The sequence below is a fragment of the Frigoribacterium sp. 2-23 genome (genome assembly GCF_049601585.1).
Classification (GTDB): Bacteria; Actinomycetota; Actinomycetes; order Actinomycetales; family Microbacteriaceae; genus Frigoribacterium.
On the sequence record NZ_CP187126.1, the window covers coordinates 2,527,242 to 2,544,773 of the forward strand.

Genomic DNA, 17,532 nt, shown 5'->3' on the forward strand with positions numbered 1-17,532 from the left:
GCGTCCTCGCGGGGCCGGCGGGCGGCGGCGCGAAGAACCCCGTTGCGGAAGATGCACCTCCGTGGAACGGGGTTCATCTTCCGCAACGGGGTTCGGGGCGGGACGGGGCGCCGGTCAGTCGGGGACGACGGGCCCCGCGGCGGGCTCGTCGGCGACGCGGGCACGGTCGCGGCGCGAGCGCAGGTAGGCGCGCAGACCGGTGATCACGACCGGCAGCACCGACACGAGGACGAGCACGATCGCCCAGACGTCGACGTGGTCGCGGATGATCGGGATGCCGCCGAGCAGCGACCCGAGCACGGTCATGCCGACCGCCCAGGCGAACGCGCCGACGACGTTGAAGACGACGAACTTGCGATACGTGTACCCGGCCGTGCCCGCCGCCAGCGGCACGTAGGTGCGGACGATCGGCACGAAGCGCCCGAGGATGAGCGACACCCCGCCGTATTTGGCGAAGAACGCCTCGGCCTTCTCGAGGTGCGCCGTCTTGAGCACGCGAGCGTTCGGCGTGAACCAGCGACGCCCGAAGCGGTGCCCGAGGAAGAACCCGACCTGGTCGCCGAGGACCGCCGCGATGAACGCGCAGAGTGCGATGACCCAGACCTGGAGCCCCAGCGCCTCGTGCAGCAAGCCGGCGGTGAAGAGCAGCGAGTCGCCGGGCAGGAAGGGGAACAGCACACCCGACTCGATGAACACCATCAGCGAGATCGCGGCGAGCGCCCAGGGTCCGAGCATCGGCAGCAGCTCGTCGGGGTTGAAGAGCAGGAACCCGCCTCCCGCCAGCGGAAGGGTCGACAGAGCCGAGGAGGCGGTGGGGACGAGCGCGAGGAGGGTCGGGGTCACAGGGAGAGACCCTAACAAGCCGACCCGCGCCTCCTGGTGTGAGGCGGCGCCGCGTCCCGATCTCGCGATCCCGATCTCGTTCGGTCGACGGATGCCATGTCATGCCGGTGAGCGCCTAGCCTGACACCATGTCACGAAGGGGAACGGACGCATGATCGAAGCGCACGGACTGACCAAGAGGTATGGGACGAAGGTGGCTCTGGACGACGTGTCGTTCACGGTGCGCCCGGGGATGGTCACCGGGTTCCTCGGCCCGAACGGGGCGGGCAAGTCGACGACGATGCGCATGATCGTCGGGCTCGACCGCCCGACGGCCGGCAGCGTGACCGTCAACGGGCTGCCGTACGCGCAGCACAAGGCGCCGCTCCGCGAGGTCGGCGTGCTGCTCGACGCGAAGGCGGTGCACCGTGGCCGCAGTGCCGTCGACCACCTGCTCGCGATGGGCGCGACGCACGGCATCGGACGCAAGCGCGTCGACGAGGTCATCGCGCTGACCGGTCTCGAGTCCGTCGCGAAGAAGCGCGTCGGCGGCTTCTCGCTCGGGATGGGTCAACGTCTCGGCATCGCCGCCGCCCTGCTCGGCGATCCCGCGACCCTCATCTTCGACGAGCCGATCAACGGGCTCGACCCCGAGGGCGTCGTCTGGGTGCGTCAGCTGTCGCGCTACCTCGCGAGCGAGGGTCGCACCGTGTTCTTGTCGTCGCACCTCATGAGCGAGATGGCACAGACCGCCGACCACCTCATCGTGCTGGGCCGGGGGCGCGTGCTCGCCGACTCGCCCATCAAGGACGTCATCGCGGGCGCGTCGGGCGAAGCCGTCCGCGTGCGCAGCCCGCACGCCGACCACCTGGTCGGTCTCGTTCGATCGGGTTCGGTCACGGCCACCGCCGTCGAGCCCGGCCTCGTCGAGCTCCGCGGGGTGACCGCGTCGCAGGTCGGCGAGATCGCCGCGGCGAACGGGGTCGTGCTGCACGAACTCACCCCGCTCGTCCAGTCACTCGAGGACGCCTACATGGCGCTCACGCAGGACTCCGTCGAGTACCACACCGGGGGCGCCGTCGGCGCCCCGCAACCGCAGGCCGCCGCACCGGCGACCGACGCGCCGACGCAGGGAGCGCACGCATGACCACCGCAGCCGGCTACCGCCCCACGAGATCGCACGCGCCCCTCTCCCCCGTCAGCTTCGGCGGGGTCCTCCGCTCGGAGTGGATCAAACTGCGCTCGTTGCGCTCGACGATCTGGTGCTTCGTCATCATGGCGGCCGCGAACGTCCTGCTGACACTGCTCGTCGGCGCGACGTTCGGCTCGGTCGACGTCTTCGGCACCGACCTGACGCAGGAGCAGCAGCAGGCCGTCTTCATGCAGGTCGTGACCGCCGGCGTCGGGCTGAGCCAGCTCGTCGTCGCCGTGCTCGGCGCCCTCGTCATCGCGGGCGAGTTCGGCACCGGGATGATCCGCTCGACGATGACGGCCGTGCCGCGGCGCACGCCGGCACTCGTGGCGAAGGCCCTCGTGCTCATGCTGTCGACGTTCGTCGTCTCGCTCGTGTCGCTCGCCCTCTCGTTCGCCATCGCCATCCCGCTGCTGTCGGGCTCGACCGTCTCGGTCGACCTCGGAGACGCCGCGCTCTACGGCTACACCGCCGGCGCCGCCGGGTACCTCGCCCTGATCGCGCTGCTGGCGTTCGGCTTCGGCACCATCATCCGCAACAGCGCCGGGGCCATCGCGGCGAGCATCGGACTCATCCTGGTGCTGCCCGGCCTCGTCGGTCTGCTGTCGGGCCTGACCCAGGCGAAGTGGGCGGCCGATGTCGGCGAGTTCCTGCCACAGAACGCCGGGCAGCGGCTCTTCACCTACCCGACGGCCGAGCCCGTGCTCGCCGCTGCCAGCGACACCATCACGCTGAACGCCGGCGAGGGCGCGCTCGTGCTCGTCGCCTGGGCGGTCGTCGCGTTCGTCGTCGGCGCCGTGCTGATCAAGCGTCGCGACGTGTGAGCTCCGGGTCGGCGGCGCGATGTCGGTGGCACGGGGTTGAATCGATCGGGAATAAACCGAACCCTTTCGTGCGCTTCTGTCATGCGGCACCGCGCCGCCGCCACCCGTCTTGAGGAGCATTCGCCATGACGAGCGACACCGCCCAGGCCACCGCCGACCCCACGCCCACCGGCTCCGTCCCCACCGATTCCGTCCGCACCGGCGACCACACGGTCGATGCCGCGACGGGCGCCCGCAACAAGCTCGTGATCGGGCTGCTGCTCGTCTCCGCGTTCGTGGTCATCCTCAACGAGACCATCATGAGCGTGGCGCTGCCGAGTCTCACCCGCGACCTCGGCATCACGGTCACGGCGGGCCAGTGGCTCACCACCGGGTTCCTGCTGACCATGGCCGTGGTCATCCCCATCACCGGGTTCCTGCTGCAGCGCTTCAACACGCGCCCCGTCTACATCACGGCGATGAGCCTGTTCAGCCTCGGCACCCTCATCTCGGCCACCGCACCCGGGTTCGGCATGCTGCTCGTCGGACGCATCGTGCAGGCCACGGGCACGGCGATCATGATGCCGTTGCTCATGACCACGGTGCTCACGCTCGTGCCGCCGGCGACGCGCGGTCGCACGATGGGCAACATCTCGATCGTCATCTCGGTGGCACCGGCCATCGGGCCGACCATCTCGGGCATCATCCTGAACTTCTTCGAGTGGCGCTTCATGTTCATCCTCGTGCTGCCGATCGCCGTGGCCGCCCTCATCGTGGGCACCATCCGCATGAAGAACGTCACCACCCCGCGCAACGCCCCGCTCGACGTGCTCTCGGTGATCGTGTCGGCGTTCGCGTTCGGCGGCATCGTCTACGGCCTGAGCACGATCGGCGAGGGTCATGACGCCGCCGTGCCCGCCTGGGTCCCGCTCGTCGTCGGCGGCGTCGCGATGGTCGCGTTCGTGGTGCGTCAGCGCTGGTTGCAGAAGAAGGACGACGCCCTGCTCGACCTCCGCACCTTCGGTTCGCGCACGTTCACGATGTCGACGATCACCCTCGGCATCGCGATGATCGCGCTGTTCGGCACGCTGATCGTGCTGCCGATCTACCTGCAGAACGTGCACGGCCTCGAGCCGCTCTTCACCGGGCTGCTGCTGCTGCCAGGCGGGCTCGTGATGGGTCTGCTGTCACCGATCGTCGGCCGACTCTTCGACCGCTTCGGCCCGACCGTGTTGCTCGTCCCCGGCACCATCCTCGTGAGCGCCGTGCTCTGGGCCCTCACGCTCGTCTCGGAGACGACGCCGATCCCCCTCGTGATGGTCGCGCACATCACCCTCTCGATCGGTCTGGCGCTCATCTTCACGCCGCTCTTCACGTCCGGGCTCGGCTCGCTGACCCCGAAGCTCTACTCGCACGGCAGCGCCATCATCGGCACGGTGCAGCAGGTCGCCGGCGCGGCCGGCACGGCCGTGTTCATCACCGCGATGACGCTCGCCACCACCACCGCAGCCGCCTCCGGAGGCGCGGGTCAGGTCGAGTCCGTCGCCACCGGTGTCCGCGCGGCCTTCCTGATCGGCGCGATCATCTCGCTGTTCGCCATCGTCGGCGCGTTCTTCGTGCGCCGACCGGCGACCGAGCCTGGCCAGGCCCCGGCGCCGATGGGGCACTGACCCGGAGGGGGCGCTGCAGGCTCGCGCCGCGCCTCCTCGGGTCGTCGATGCTGCGCACCTCGTTCTGATGGACGCACCTCACTACAGCGAGGTGCGTCCATCAGAACGAGGTGCGTGACGGCGCTCAGGTGCAGATTCGCGCAGGCGCCTCGTGCAGGCGCCCGGCGCAGACACCGAGAGCACCCGACCGCTTGACATATCACCGGCACCCTGCGTAGGGTGACCGTCGGCCGAAAGGCCTCCAACTTCATACGTCGTGATCACGGTCGCGACACTCACTAGAGCATTGAGAACAGTGAACCCGCTATTTCAGGGGTGAGCTGTTCTCTTTTTTTGTGCCCTGGCGACCCTCCTATCCACGCCCCGGCCGGGGCACGACCACGACGAGGTGGCACCATGCCGACGAACACCCGCACCGCACGCAGATGGACGAGCTTCGTCCTGCTCTCGATGACGGGAGGCGTGATCTTCCAGGTCGCGTACATCCGCTTCGTCTTCCTCGAGGGCACGTACACGGCATTGCAGTTGACCGCCCAGCAGTACGGCACGATCGTGTCGATCTTCGGCGGTGTCGCGGCCGTCATGTACTTCTTCGGCGGGTGGTTCGCCGACAAGTTCTCACCGAAGCTGCTCATCTGCGTCGCCCTCGTGGGTGTCGGGGTCGCCGACCTGTACCTCGCGACGGTGCCGGGCTTCACCGGTGTCCTGATCGCCCACGTCGCCATGGCCGTCATGGGCATGGGCCTCTACTGGTCGGCCCTCGTCAAGGCCATCGGCATGCTCGGGGACGAGAGCGAGCAGGGTCGCCTGTTCGGGTTCCTGGAGGGCACCCGCGGCATCACGTCGACGGTCGTCGGCCTGATCGGCGCCGCCATCGTGTCGAGCGCCGTCGTCCCCTCGACCGGGGTGCTGACGCTGATCCGCATCTACGGCGTGCTGTGCTTCGTGTTCGCGGCGCTCGTCTGGTTCTTCGTCCGCGAGGACCGGGCGCGCCTCGACGGCCTCGCCTCGAGCACCGTGACCCTGCGCCAGCTGGCCGAGGCGGCACGCAACAAGTACACCTGGATCATCGGCGGCACGATCGCCCTGGCCTTCTGCTTCTACACGACCCTCGGCTACTTCTCGCCCCTGCTCGAGAACAAGTTCGGCGTCGGCATCGGTGCGATCGCGGTGCTCGGCGTGATCCGCAGCTACGTCTTCCAGTTCGTCGCCGGGCCGATCGGCGGGGTCGTCGTCGACAAGGTCACGCACTCGACACCGCGATTCCTGCGCTGGATGTTCGTGGCGTCCGCCGCCATGGCCGTGGCGTTCCTCCTGCTGCCGAAGACCCCCGGTCTCGTCTGGCTCGCCCTCGCCCTGCTCGTGGTGCTGTGCTTCGCCGTGTTCATGAGCCGCGGCGTCTACTGGGCGACGGTCGGGGAACTCCGCATCCCCGAGCAACAGCGCGGCGGCGTCATCGGTCTCGCCTCCGGCATCGCGTATCTGCCCGATGCCGTCCTGCCGGCGCTCTGCGCCTGGTGGATCGGCGACCCGGCCGCCGGCGTTCCCGAGCAGGGCGGCGGCTACGACGCCCTGTTCGTGTTCTTGATCGGGGCCGGCGTGCTCGGCGTCGCACTCACGACACTGACCGAGCGGCTCCGGAGGCGCGACGCGCGTCGCCTGCCGACCCGCGCCTCCGCGGCCGTCGACGTCTGATCGACCGACCTTCTCCCCTCACCACACCGCTCCCCCAGAAAGGACCCCCATGGACATCAGGGACTTCTCGACCGACTTCTTCTCACTGACCGGCACGACCGCCGTCGTGACCGGCGGCAACACCGGCCTCGGGCAGGCGTTCGCGCTCGCCCTCGCCAAGGCCGGCGCCGACGTCTTCGTGCCGAGCATCGCCGACGACGACGGCACGACCCGCGCGCTGATCGAGGCCGAGGGCGTGCGCTACGAGTTCTTCGAGATCGACATCACCGCACCCGGGGCCGCCCGGGCCGTGGTCGACACGTGTCTCGACCGGTTCGGACGACTCGACACGCTCGTCAACTCGGCCGGCATCTGCAAGCTCGCCTCCGTCGACGAGTTCGGCCGCGAGCAGTGGGACCCGATGATCGACCTCAACCTCACGGCCCCCTTCGACCTCGCGCACGAGGCGTCCGGGCACATGATCGAGCGAGGCAGCGGCAAGATCATCAACATCGCGTCGCTGTTCTCCTTCTTGGGCGGCCAGATGTCGCCGGCCTACGCCGCCACGAAGCACGGCATCGTCGGCTTCACCAAGGCGTACTGCGACGAGCTCGCCGGGCACGGCGTCCAGGTCAACGCCATCGCGCCCGGCTACTTCGCCACGAAGATCACCGAGGCGACGCGGGCGAACGAGGTCACGAACCAGCGCGTGCTCGACCACATCCCCGCCGGTCGCTGGGGTGACGTCGCCGACCTGATGGGCGCCACCGTGTTCTTGGCGAGCCGCGCCTCCGACTACGTCAACGGGCACGTGCTGACCGTCGACGGCGGCTACCTCGTGCGCTGACCCGCGCCTCCCCGCCCTCGGGCGCCGCGCCTCCTGACGAGCCCGCGCCTCCCCTCTTCTCCCCTGCCAGACCCCGTAGAAAGAGAGACCCCCCATGATCGATTCCATCGCGACCCTCGACCGCTCGCAGATCGTCGAGCAGCTGACCGCCCTGGTCGGCGCCGACAAGATCGAGATCGACGAGCAGGCCCTCCGGGAGGCCAGCGTCGACCGGTTCAAGAAGTACCAGAGCGTGCACGGCATCTACGACGGGCCGATCCCGGCCGTCATCGTGTACGCCGAGAGCACGGCCGACGTCAGCGCCGTCCTCGCCTTCGCGAACGAGCACCTGATCAACGTCGTCCCCCGCACCGGACGCACCGGCACCGAGGGCGGCCTCGAGACGAGCGTCGCCGACACCATCGTGCTCGACGGCTCGCGCATGACGCGGATCGTCTCGATCGACGAGACGAACATGCAGGTCACGGTCGAGGCCGGCGTCCCACTGCAGCACCTGGAGGACACCCTGCGCGAGCAGGGCCTGACGACCGGCCACTCGCCGCAGTCGAAGCCGCTGGCGCAGTACGGCGGTCTCGTCGCGACCCGCTCGATCGGGCAGTTCTCGACGCTCTACGGCGCCATCGAGGACATGGTGATGGGCCTCGAGGCGGTCTTCGCGGACGGCAGCGTCACGCGCATCAAGAGCGTGCCGCGCCGAGCGGCCGGCCCCGACATCCGCCACGTGATCATCGGCAACGAGGGCGCGCTGTGCTTCGTCACCGAGGTCACGGTCAAGGTGTTCCGCTACCAGCCCGAGAACAACGTGTTCCACGGCGCGCTCGTCGACGACATGGACACCGGTATCGCCATCTTGCGCGAGGTCGTGACGAACGGGTTCCGCCCCTCCGTTGCACGCCTCTACTCGCCGGAGGATGCGAACCAGCACTTCGCGCACTTCTCGAACGGCAAGTGCGTCGTCGTGTTCGTCGCCGAGGGCCCGGCCGGCATCGTGCGGGCCACGAGCGACGAGATCGATCGCGTCATCGCCCAGCACCCGCACGAGACGGTCGACCCGTCGCTGATCGAGGCGTGGTTCGACAACCTCAACTGGGGCCAGGACAAGATCGACGCCGAGAAGCGGGTCATGCTCGAGCAGAAGCGGCTCGGCTACACCACGGAGGTCTCGGCCGACTGGTCGCAGGTCGGCAAGGTCTACGACTCGGTCATGCACCGCATCCGCACGGAGTACCCGTACGCCGCCGATCTCACGATGCTGGGCGGGCACTCCTCGCACAGCTACCAGACCGGCACCAACATGTACTTCGTGTACGACTACGAGATCGACTGCGAGCCCACCGAGGAGATCGAGAAGTACCACGTGCCCCTCAACGCCATCATCGTCGAGGAGGCCCTGCGCCACGGCGGCTCGATGGTGCACCACCACGGCATCGGCAAGTACCGCACGCCGTGGACCCTCGACGAGCACGGCACGGCCTACGCCATCCTCGCCGGGCTCAAGGCTCAGTTCGACCCGAACGGCATCATGAACAAGGGCACGATCTACCCCGTCGAGGGAGCGGGCCTGCGTCCATGACGCGCTACCTGATCGGCATCGACAACGGCTCGCAGAGCTCGAAGGTGACGATCTTCGACGAGCACGGGGCCGTGGTCAGCACGGGTCGCTGCGCGCTGCGCCCGAGCGACATGCCCGCTCCCGGTGTCGTCGAGCATCCCGACGACGACCTGTGGACGTCGATCGGGGCGGCAGCCAGGGAGGCGCTGGCCGGGTTCGACGGCGACCCTCGCGACATCGTCGGCGTGGGCCTGTGCACCATCCGCTTCTGCCGAGCGATGCTGCGGGCCGACGGCTCGCTCGCCCAGCCCGTGCTGAGCTGGATGGACGCGCGGGTGGCGCAGCCCTTCCGGGCCGAACGCGACGACGTCGCCTGGGTCACGACGTCGTCGGGCTACATCACGCACCGGCTGACCGGCGAGTTCCGCGACACGGCGGCGAACTACCAGGGCATGTGGCCGATCGACACGGGTACGTGGCGCTGGCTGGCGGACGACGACGACCTCGCGGAGTTCGGAATCGCGCGGTCGCAGCTGTTCGACCTGGTCGACCCCGGCGACGTGCTCGGGACGATCACCGCCGAGGCGGCACGGCACACGGGCCTGCCCGAGGGGCTGCCCGTCGTGGCGACGGCGAACGACAAGGCCGTGGAGGCGCTCGGCTGTGGACTCGCCGGGGCCGACACGGTACTCGTCTCGCTCGGCACCTACATCGCCGGCATGACCGTCGGCACGCACGATGCCCGGGACGCCTCCGCGTTCTGGAGCAACTTCGCGTCGATCCCGGGTCGATACCTGTACGAGAGCGGCGGCATCCGGCGGGGCATGTGGACGATCAGCTGGTTCCGCGACCTGCTCGGCGAGGCGGAGTCGGAGGCCGCGCGCGCCTCCGGGTCGTCGCTCGAGGACGTCCTCGGGGCCGAGGCGGCACTCGTGCCGGCCGGCTCCGACGGCCTGGTGGCGGTGCTCGACTGGCTCGCGCCCGCCGAGGCTCCGTACCGGCGCGGCTCGCTGCTGGGCTTCGACGGCCGGCACGGACGCGCGCACGTCTACCGGGCGCTGCTCGAGGGCATCGCGCTCACGATGCACGAGCGGACGACCGCCCTGTCGGGCGAGCTCGGCGTCGCGTTCGAGCGGGTCGTGCTGTCGGGCGGCGGATCGCAGTCGAACCTCATGATGCAGATCGTCGCCGACGTGTTCGGTGTCCCGGCGGCCCGCAACGCGGTCTCCGACGGGGCCGGTCTCGGAGCGGCCATCTGCGCCGCGGTCGGACTCGGGGTGCACCCGGGATTCGAGGAGGCGCAGGTCGCGATGGTCGCCGAACGCGACGTGTTCCGCCCCGATGCGGCACGGCACGCGTTCTACGGCCGGCTGCAGACGGTCTACCGCGACGTCACCGGGCACACCGACGAGGTGTACCGGCGGCTCGCGGCGGTGCCGGGGGTCGCGGGGGTCTGAGCCCGGCCCGGCCGCCGCCGGAGTGTCGCGTTCGCGGCGTCGTGTCGCGTTCGCGGCGTCGTGTCGCGTTCGTCCGCGACAGGATGACGCGGACGCGACACGACAGGCCCTCGACCGACCCGGCCGGAGCTGGCTACATCGACCAGACGTCGACGTTGGACGACGCCACCGCGACCGCCCCCGCGCCGAGGGCGGCCATCACGTCGTCCTTGTCGCAGACGAGCCCGCCCGCGATGATCGGCAGGTCGACGTCGTCGCGCAGCCACGAGATGACTCGAGGCATGCAGCCCGGCAGGATCTCGACCGCGTCCGCCTGCGACGCCTGGACCTGCTTCGGCAGATTGCGGTACGAGAGCGAGTCGATCAGGAAGAACCGGTGGATCGCGATCAGGCCGAGTGCCCGCGCCGCCTTCACGAGCGGCGCCTTCGAGCTCAACACGCCCCGCGCCTCCGTCTTCTCACGGACGAAGCGCACCACGACCTCGCGGCTCGCGAAGCCGTCGAGCAGGTCGACGTTGACGAAGACGGTCTTGCCCGCGGCGACGAGCCGCCCGACGATCGACTCGATCGTGAGCACGTCGCCGAACAGCACGAAGACGGTCAGGCGGTCGGAGCGCAGCACCGCGCGCAGCTGCGCCTCGTCGGTGACGCTCGCCACGACGGGGTCGTCGGCCAGTCGCTCGACGAGCTCGGCCCGGGGCGTCGTCGTGGGGGCGTGCGAAGACATGCCTCGAGTGTCCCATCCTCCGCCTGAGCGGTGCCGATGCCGGCGCGGCAGGATGGACGCAGGGGGGATCATCGCGAGCCGCCATCCCTGCCCTGAGCTGGTGGCGCACCGTCGCCGTCGTCGCCCCGGAGCGCGACATCCGCCGCATCGTCGCGGCCTTGGACGGAACGGGGCCCTCGCTCTGCCGGTCGTGCGGCACCGCCTTCAGTACGCCTTCACGTCTCGGGGCTACACCCCTTTTCCGGCGCTACACCCCCGGCAGAAGGGGTGTAGCGGCGGTTAGGGGGTGTAGCGCCGCCAAGGGGGTGTCGCGCCGGGCGTGCGCCGCAGGTCAGCGCGCTGCGTGGCGGGGCAGCGACGCCAGCGACACGGCGAGCACGGACCCGAGCGCCAGCGCGGCGGCGGGGCCGGCGACGGCCCACGGCGCCCGCTCGACGTAGCCGATGCCCTCGGCCAACACGAGACCCCACTCGGGCCGGGGCGGCGTCGGCCCCAACCCGAGGAACCCGAGGGCGGCGATCGCGAGGGCGACGCCCGGCAGCCGCAGTACGGCGTGACGCGCGACCGGCGGCACGACGGCCGGGAGCACGTGACCGATCAGCGCCCGCACCGGCCCGACGCCGAGCACCGGCAGCACCCGCACGAACGGCTGCGCCCGGGCCTCGGTCACGAGCGCCGCGGTGTGCGCGCCTAGGGGTGCCCAGCTCACCAGGGCGACGGCGATCGCCGCGCCCGCGACCGACGGACCCGACACAGCCGCGACGACGACCCCGGCGATGATCGGCGGGGCCGCGTTCGACACCTCGACGGGACCGACGGAGGCGCGGGGCAGGCAACCGACGACGAGCCCGATGACGAGACAGGCGACCACGACCAGCGCGGCCACACCGAGGGTCGTGACGGCGCCGTGCCCCACCCGGGCCAGGACGTCGCGCCCACTGGCGTCGGCGCCGGAGGGCAGCAGGAGGCTCGGCGCGGCCAGGCGCGGATGCGCCGACGAGAACGGGTCGCGCAGCAGACCGGCCAGCACGATCGCCGCCAACAGCGCCGCACTGCCGACCGGCACGACGAGGTCGCGTCGGCGACGCACCTCGACCGGCACCGCGACGGCCAACGCGTTCGAACGCAGGGCTCGACCGAGCAGGAGGCGCCGGCCGAGCGCGACCGCGGCACCCGTGACGACCGCGACGACGAGCAGGGCGAGGATGCCGGCCTGGAGGGCCGGGAGGTCCTGCGCGCTCGCGGCCCCGAGCGTCGCCCGCCCCAGACCCGGGATGGCGTAGACCTCCTCGACCGCGACCGCGCCGCCGGTCAGGCCGATCAGGACCAGGCCGATCTGCCCGAGCACGGACGGCAGCGCGCGGCGGAGGATCGCCACGGCGATCTCGGGCCTCGACCAGCCCGAGGACCGCCAGGTGACGAGCCACCGCTCCGCGCTCGTGGCGGTGACGGCGTCGCTGACGAGGCGCCCCACGAGACCTCCGCCCGGCAGGCCGAGCGCGAGCGCCGGCAGCACGGCCGACGCGGGGCCCGACCAGCCGTACGGCGGGAACCAGCCGAGCCACACCGCGCCGACGACGAGCAGCACCGCGGCGAGCAGGAACTCGGGGAGCGCCGTCATCGTGACGGCCAGCGCTCCCGAGCCGCGGGACGGCCGCCCGCGCACACCCGCGACGAGCGCCGGCGTCGCGAGCACCGCGGCCACGATCACGACGACCGCCACGGCGAAGGCCATCAGCGTGAGCGAGACGCCGAGCGCGGCGAGGGTGCCGGGCAACACGGGGCGGCCGCTGATCCACGACGTGCCCGCGTCGCCGCGCACGAGTCCGGCGAGCCACTGGAGCACCACGGTCACGGGTCCCCGGTCGAGCCCGAGCTGGGCGCGGACGGCGGCCAGCGCCTCCGGTGTCGCCTCGAGGTCGGCGTACCGGGCCCGCAGCACGGTGTACTCGGGGCTGCGACCCGACAGCCAGGGCAGGGCGCCCACGAGCAGGACGACGGCCCCGATCGCGACGGTGCGCGACAGTGCCACGACGAGGGCGTCGGCCGCCTTCGGGGAGCGACCGGCACGGCCGGCGCTGCCCACGCGACCCGCGCGACCAGCGCGGCCGGCGCGACCGAGGCCGCCGGTCGTCACCGGTCGCCGGCCACGGCGGAGCGATTCGTGATCAGCGCGCGCTCGCGCGGATCGCGCTCGACCCCGGACACGCCGCGGGCCTCGCCCTGGATGACCCGCTCGTGCAGCATCGGCACGGCCGCGTCGGCGGCGAGGATGCTCGCCTCGGCCGCCGCGACGGCCGTACGACGCTCGTCGCCGGGGGTGGCGGCCGCGGCCGCCTGCAACGCCGCGTCGACGACCGGCGAGCAGAACTGGGACAGGTTGAACGAACCGTCGCAGGCGAAGTCGCTGTACAGGTACGCGGCCGGGTCGCCCGAGTCGAGCACCGTGGCCCGCGACAGGATGAACGCGTCGAAGGCGCCGTCGAGGGCATCCGCCTCGATGTACTGGTACTCGCGGACGTCCTGCGTCACGACGAAGCCGGCCGCCTCGAGCTGCTGCTCGACGAGCACCGCGACCTCCGGCAGCTCGGCGCGGTCGGTGAACGTACCGAGCGTGACGGGGACGCCGTCGACGCGCGACGGCTCCGCCCGCCCGGCGACGACCCGCTCGTAGGCCTCCGTGTCGCGCTGACCCGCCGCCCACGGCAGCGCCGGACCGAGCAATCCCTCCGCGACGTCGGCGCGCCCCTCGTAGACGGTCTCGACGAGCGCCGCCCGATCGAGGGCCGCGGCGGCGGCGGCGCGGACGCCCGGGTCGGCGAACGGGCCGCTCGCCGTGTTCAGGTAGAGCGTGTTCGTGCGCGGCATGGGCACCTCGTGCACGAGGTCGGGGTCGATCTGTCCTGCCTGTCCGACGGGGATGGCCTCGACGACGTCGGCCTCGCCCGTCCGGAGGGCGGCCGCGCGGGCCGTGCCATCGGGGACGAATCGGACGTCGATGCCACTCGCCCGCGCCTCCTCGCCCCAGTAGCCGGTGTAGCGGTCGAGCGTCGCGCCTGAGGTGCCGTCGACGGCGACGAGCTCGAACGGGCCCGTTCCGGTGCCGACGGGGTCGACGACGCCGTCGGCGCCGTACGCGGACGGCGCGAGGACGGCCAGCTGGGGGCTCGACAGGCGCTGCGGCACGAGCGGGTCGGCGACCGCCGTCGTGACGACGACCTGATCGCCCTGCGCGACGGCCGTCAGGTCGACCCCGTCGAGGATGCGTGGCTTGGGGCTCGCCCCCGCGGCGGCCATGAGCGACGCGGCGGCCGCCTCGGCCGTGAGCGGGGTGCCGTCGTGGAACGTCACCCCCTGGCGGACGTCGAGGGTCCAGGTCGTCGGGTCGGTCTGCCGCCAGGCGGTGGCGAGGGCCGGCTGGGCATCGCCGTCGGCGTCGAGCACGACGAGTGTCTCGGCCGTGCTCCAACGTGAGAGCTTGAACGCGTCGTCGCTGAGCGGGTTGAGACCGCTACGCGGGGGCTGCAGCATGGCGAGGCGGATGCGGCCGTCGGAGCCCGCAGCGTCGGTCGAGCCGCTGCTCGAGAAACAACCGGTGAGCACGAGGGCTCCGCCGACGGCGAGCGCGAGACCGGCGGCCAGTCGGCGGGCGGCGGTACGGGACAGGGGCATGGGTGTCTCTCTCTGGGGTGGGTGCCGGTGATCGGCGGCGGGTGGCGGACGTCGTCCGCCGAGGGGTCAGGAGGCGCGGCCCGGCCGGTCGGGGACATCGCGTCCCGTCTCGGCGAGCGGTGACGCGGCGCGCGCCGACGCAGCGTGCGTTGGCGCAGCGTGCGTCGGCGCAGCGTGCGTTGACGCAGCACGCGTTGGCGCGGCGCAGGCCGCCAGTCGGGGTGCGACGAGCGCGGGCACGACGGCGACGGCGGCCAGCGCCAGCCACGGCAGGGCGGCCGACGGGGCGGTCGTCTCGGCGAGCGGGTACAGGGCGCCGAGTCCGACGTTGCCGAGCAGCACGGCGACACCGCCGCAGCTCGCGAGCAGGCCGTACCAGGAGCCGAGCGGCCGGGCCCCCGCGAAGACGGGGACGAGCCCGAGGACGACGGGCCCGACGAGCAGGTGCCCCACGGTGAGCACGACGACGGCGACGAGCGCCGGTGCCAGCGGCGCATCGGGCAGGACGGGCGAGGCCGCGCCGACGGCCAGGACGACCGCGCCGACGGCGAGCACCCCGAAGCCGAGGCGCAGGGCGTGCGGCGCCCCGAGCCGACCGGCGAGGCGTGCCAGCGGCAGCTGCGCCGTGACGGTCAGCACCGACACGACGACGAACAGACCGGCCAGCGACGCCGGTGCGGCGCCGACCCGACGCAGCTCGGCCGGCAGCCCGAGGTACAGCTGCGCGTGCACGAGGAGTCCGACGCCGCAGACCGCGGCGAACGCGACGAAGCTCGGGTGCCGCAGGCTCGGCCACGAGGTCGCGGCGGGCGGGGTCGCGGGCCGGGTCGCGGTCGCTGGCCGAGGCGGGGTCGCGGTCGCGGATACGCTCGCGGCGGGCGACGAGTCCGGGGCCCGCTTCCCCGGTGCGCGCCGCGGCAACAGCGCGGCGAGCAGCAGCCCGACGCCGACGAAGACCGCGGCGCCGATGCCGGCGGTCGCCGCGAAGCCCCAGCCGAGCAGTGCGGCTCCGACCACGGGGCCGATGGCCGCACCGGTCTCGCCGACGACCGTCAGGACGGCGAACAGGGTCGGGCGGTGTCGGTCGACGGAGGCCGGCCGGGCCGCCTCGGAGGCAGCCACGAGCGTCTCGAGGGCGGGCGAGAACAAGGCACCGCCGAGCCCGGTGAGGATCGTCCCGACCACGAAGAGCCCGAGGGACGACCGCTCGGCGAGCACCCCCGTCGACACCGCGAGGGCGACGTAGCCGGCGACCCGCACGGCGCAACCCGTGAGCACGATGGCCCGTGCACCGAACCGGTCGGCGAGTGTGCCGCCCACGAGGAAGAGCCCCTGCTGGGCGAACGTCCGCACACCCAGGACGAGCCCGACCGCCGCGCCACTCAGCCCGAAGTCGTCGGCGAGCACGACGGCGAGAAACGGCACGACGGCATAGAAGCCGACGTTGAAGACGAGTTGCGCACCGAGCAGGACGCCCGGCGCGGCCGTCCGAGACGAGGAGGCGCGGCGTCGGGCCCCGGGGACGGCCGCGGTCCACGTCGCCGTCACGTCGCGACCGAACCGGCGGGCTCGCGCACCGCGCCGAGCGCCCGCCGTCGTGCCCCGTCGGGCAGCGCCGCCGCCAGCTCGGCGGCGGCGGCGCTCGCGGGAGAGGTCAGCAGTCGCCGCGTCGGGCCCTGCTCGACGACGACGCCGTCGGCGAGCACGGCCGTCGTCGGGCAGAGCCGCGCCACCGCGGCCAGATCGTGCGAGACGAAGAGCACGGCGGTGCCGCGATCACGGGCCAGCCCCGCCAGCAGGTCGAGCACGTCGTCACGGAGGGCCGGGTCCAGGCCGCTGACGGGCTCGTCGACGAGCAGGTACCCGGCACCGCTCACGAGGGCCCGGGCCACGGCGACGCGCTGGGCCTGACCACCCGACAGGTCGCCGGGCCGCCGGGCGGCGAAGTCCCCCGCGAGGCCGACGGCGGCCAGCGCCTCGGCCACGAGTGCCTGGTGCTCGCCCGGGACGGCCAGGCGCCGCAGGGGTTCGGCGACGATGCGGCCCACGCGCCAGCGCGGATCGAGGCTGCCGGCCGGGTCCTGCGGGACGTACTGGACGCGTCGACGGAACCCGGGCCTCCTGCGGGTCGAGACGAGCGCCACGTGCTCGCCGTCGAGGTCGACGTGGCCGGCTGCGGTCTGCAGGCCGAGCACGGCGCGCAACAGCGTCGACTTGCCCGAGCCCGAACGGCCGACGAGGCCGAGCAGCTGCCCGGGCTCGAGTGCGAGGTCGACGCCCCGGAGCACCGGCTCCCCGCCGTGGTCGACGCGCACGCCGACGGCCCGCAGGCCGCTCATGCCGCCGTGCTCTCGGTCGCGTGCGGGGCGAGAGGCCGCTCGGTGGACGAGAAGACGAAGCGGTCGACGACGCGGCCGGCGTCGAGCACGACGGCTCGTGTGCAGAGCTGCTCCGCGACGTCGCGGTCGTGCGTCACGAACAGCAGACCGGCACCGGTGCGGTCGCAGGCGGTCGCGATCGCCTCGACGACCCGGGCCTGGCTGACGACGTCGAGTGCCGTCGTCGGCTCGTCCGCGATGACGAGGTCGGCGCGGCAGGCCAGGGCGACGGCGATGCAGACGCGCTGCCGCTGACCGCCCGACAGCTCGGCCGGCCAGGCGTCGAGCACCCGATCGGCGTCGAGGTCGAGGGCGGCGAGCACCGTGGCGGCCTCACGGCGGGCGGCGAGCCGACTGGACCCCGCGGCCCGGAAGGGCCGCGCCACGTGCGCTCCGACGCGGACCAGCGGGTTCAACGCCGTCGAGCTGTCCTGCTGCACACCTGCGACGACGGCGTCGCGCTGCCGCGGGTCACCCGTGCCCGCGATCTCGATCCGACCCGACACGACCGCGGACGGCGGCAGGGTGCCGAGCAGTGCGGCCGTGAGCAGGGTCTTACCGGAGCCGGAGGCGCCCATCAGGGCGACCCGCTCCCCTGCCGCGATCGAGAGGTCGACGCCCTGCAGCAGGGCGCGGCCGGCCAGCGTGATCTCGAGGTCGGTGACCGTCGTGCTCGTCGTCACCCGCGCCTCCTCGTCTCTGTGATCGGCTCCTGCAGTCGGTCACGACTGACGATAT

Annotated in this window: 14 protein-coding genes; 7 read left to right on the forward strand and 7 right to left on the reverse strand. The window is 72.3% G+C overall.

Annotated features, from left to right (window positions below; all coding sequences use genetic code 11):
- Positions 1-114: 114 nt before the first annotated feature.
- Positions 115-843 (reverse strand): DedA family protein, encoded by a 729-nt coding sequence (locus tag ACPEEZ_RS12010; protein ID WP_423919280.1) that lies wholly within the window; start codon positions 841-843, stop codon positions 115-117.
- A 151-nt stretch (positions 844-994) separates the two neighbouring features.
- On the opposite strand from ACPEEZ_RS12010, the gene ACPEEZ_RS12015 reads away from it, so the two are divergent.
- The 7 genes from ACPEEZ_RS12015 (at position 995) to ACPEEZ_RS12045 (ending at position 10,017) form a co-directional block, all read left to right on the forward strand.
- A complete protein-coding gene (locus ACPEEZ_RS12015; protein WP_423919283.1) occupies positions 995-1,969 on the forward strand; it encodes an ABC transporter ATP-binding protein in 975 nt (324 codons plus the stop codon).
- The gene (locus tag ACPEEZ_RS12020; protein ID WP_423919286.1) at positions 1,966-2,838 is read left to right on the forward strand and encodes an ABC transporter permease subunit; all 873 of its coding nucleotides are present in this window, start codon (positions 1,966-1,968) and stop codon (positions 2,836-2,838) included. Before ACPEEZ_RS12015 ends, ACPEEZ_RS12020 begins: the two co-directional genes overlap by 4 nt.
- A 125-nt stretch (positions 2,839-2,963) precedes the next feature.
- Positions 2,964-4,487: an MDR family MFS transporter gene (locus tag ACPEEZ_RS12025; protein ID WP_423919289.1), complete on the forward strand. Its 1,524-nt coding sequence runs from the start codon at positions 2,964-2,966 to the stop codon at positions 4,485-4,487.
- Between the two features lie 396 nt (positions 4,488-4,883).
- Entirely contained in the window at positions 4,884-6,182 is a 1,299-nt protein-coding gene (locus tag ACPEEZ_RS12030) for an MFS transporter (protein ID WP_423919292.1), read from the forward strand.
- 49 nt (positions 6,183-6,231) lie between these two features.
- Positions 6,232-7,008: an SDR family oxidoreductase gene (locus ACPEEZ_RS12035; RefSeq protein WP_423919295.1), complete on the forward strand. Its 777-nt coding sequence runs from the start codon at positions 6,232-6,234 to the stop codon at positions 7,006-7,008.
- A gap of 94 nt (positions 7,009-7,102) precedes the next feature.
- The gene (locus tag ACPEEZ_RS12040) at positions 7,103-8,581 is read left to right on the forward strand and encodes an FAD-binding oxidoreductase (RefSeq protein ID WP_423919297.1); all 1,479 of its coding nucleotides are present in this window, start codon (positions 7,103-7,105) and stop codon (positions 8,579-8,581) included.
- Positions 8,578-10,017, forward strand: coding sequence for an FGGY-family carbohydrate kinase (locus ACPEEZ_RS12045; protein ID WP_423919300.1), 1,440 nt, complete (start codon positions 8,578-8,580; stop codon positions 10,015-10,017). The genes ACPEEZ_RS12040 and ACPEEZ_RS12045 overlap by 4 nt, the downstream gene beginning before the upstream one ends.
- 133 nt (positions 10,018-10,150) lie before the next feature.
- Here ACPEEZ_RS12045 and ACPEEZ_RS12050 read toward each other — a convergent pair whose 3' ends face one another.
- The 6 genes from ACPEEZ_RS12050 to ACPEEZ_RS12075 form a co-directional block, all read right to left on the reverse strand.
- On the reverse strand, positions 10,151-10,744 hold the full coding sequence (locus ACPEEZ_RS12050) for a glycerol-3-phosphate responsive antiterminator (protein WP_423919302.1): 594 nt from the start codon (positions 10,742-10,744) through the stop codon (positions 10,151-10,153).
- 331 nt (positions 10,745-11,075) lie between these two features.
- Positions 11,076-12,881, reverse strand: coding sequence for an ABC transporter permease subunit (locus tag ACPEEZ_RS12055; RefSeq protein WP_423919305.1), 1,806 nt, complete (start codon positions 12,879-12,881; stop codon positions 11,076-11,078).
- Positions 12,878-14,416, reverse strand: a complete 1,539-nt coding sequence (locus ACPEEZ_RS12060) for an ABC transporter substrate-binding protein (RefSeq protein ID WP_423919308.1) — start codon at positions 14,414-14,416, stop codon at positions 12,878-12,880. The genes ACPEEZ_RS12055 and ACPEEZ_RS12060 overlap by 4 nt, the downstream gene beginning before the upstream one ends.
- A gap of 66 nt (positions 14,417-14,482) precedes the next feature.
- Positions 14,483-15,964 carry an MFS transporter gene (locus ACPEEZ_RS12065; protein WP_423919311.1) on the reverse strand — a complete coding sequence of 494 codons (1,482 nt, stop codon included), beginning with the start codon at positions 15,962-15,964 and terminating at the stop codon, positions 14,483-14,485.
- Positions 15,961-16,755, reverse strand: coding sequence for an ABC transporter ATP-binding protein (locus ACPEEZ_RS12070; RefSeq protein WP_423919314.1), 795 nt, complete (start codon positions 16,753-16,755; stop codon positions 15,961-15,963). Before ACPEEZ_RS12070 ends, ACPEEZ_RS12065 begins: the two co-directional genes overlap by 4 nt.
- On the reverse strand, positions 16,752-17,477 hold the full coding sequence (locus ACPEEZ_RS12075; protein WP_423919317.1) for an ATP-binding cassette domain-containing protein: 726 nt from the start codon (positions 17,475-17,477) through the stop codon (positions 16,752-16,754). The genes ACPEEZ_RS12070 and ACPEEZ_RS12075 overlap by 4 nt, the downstream gene beginning before the upstream one ends.
- Between the last annotated feature and the right edge of the window lie 55 nt (positions 17,478-17,532).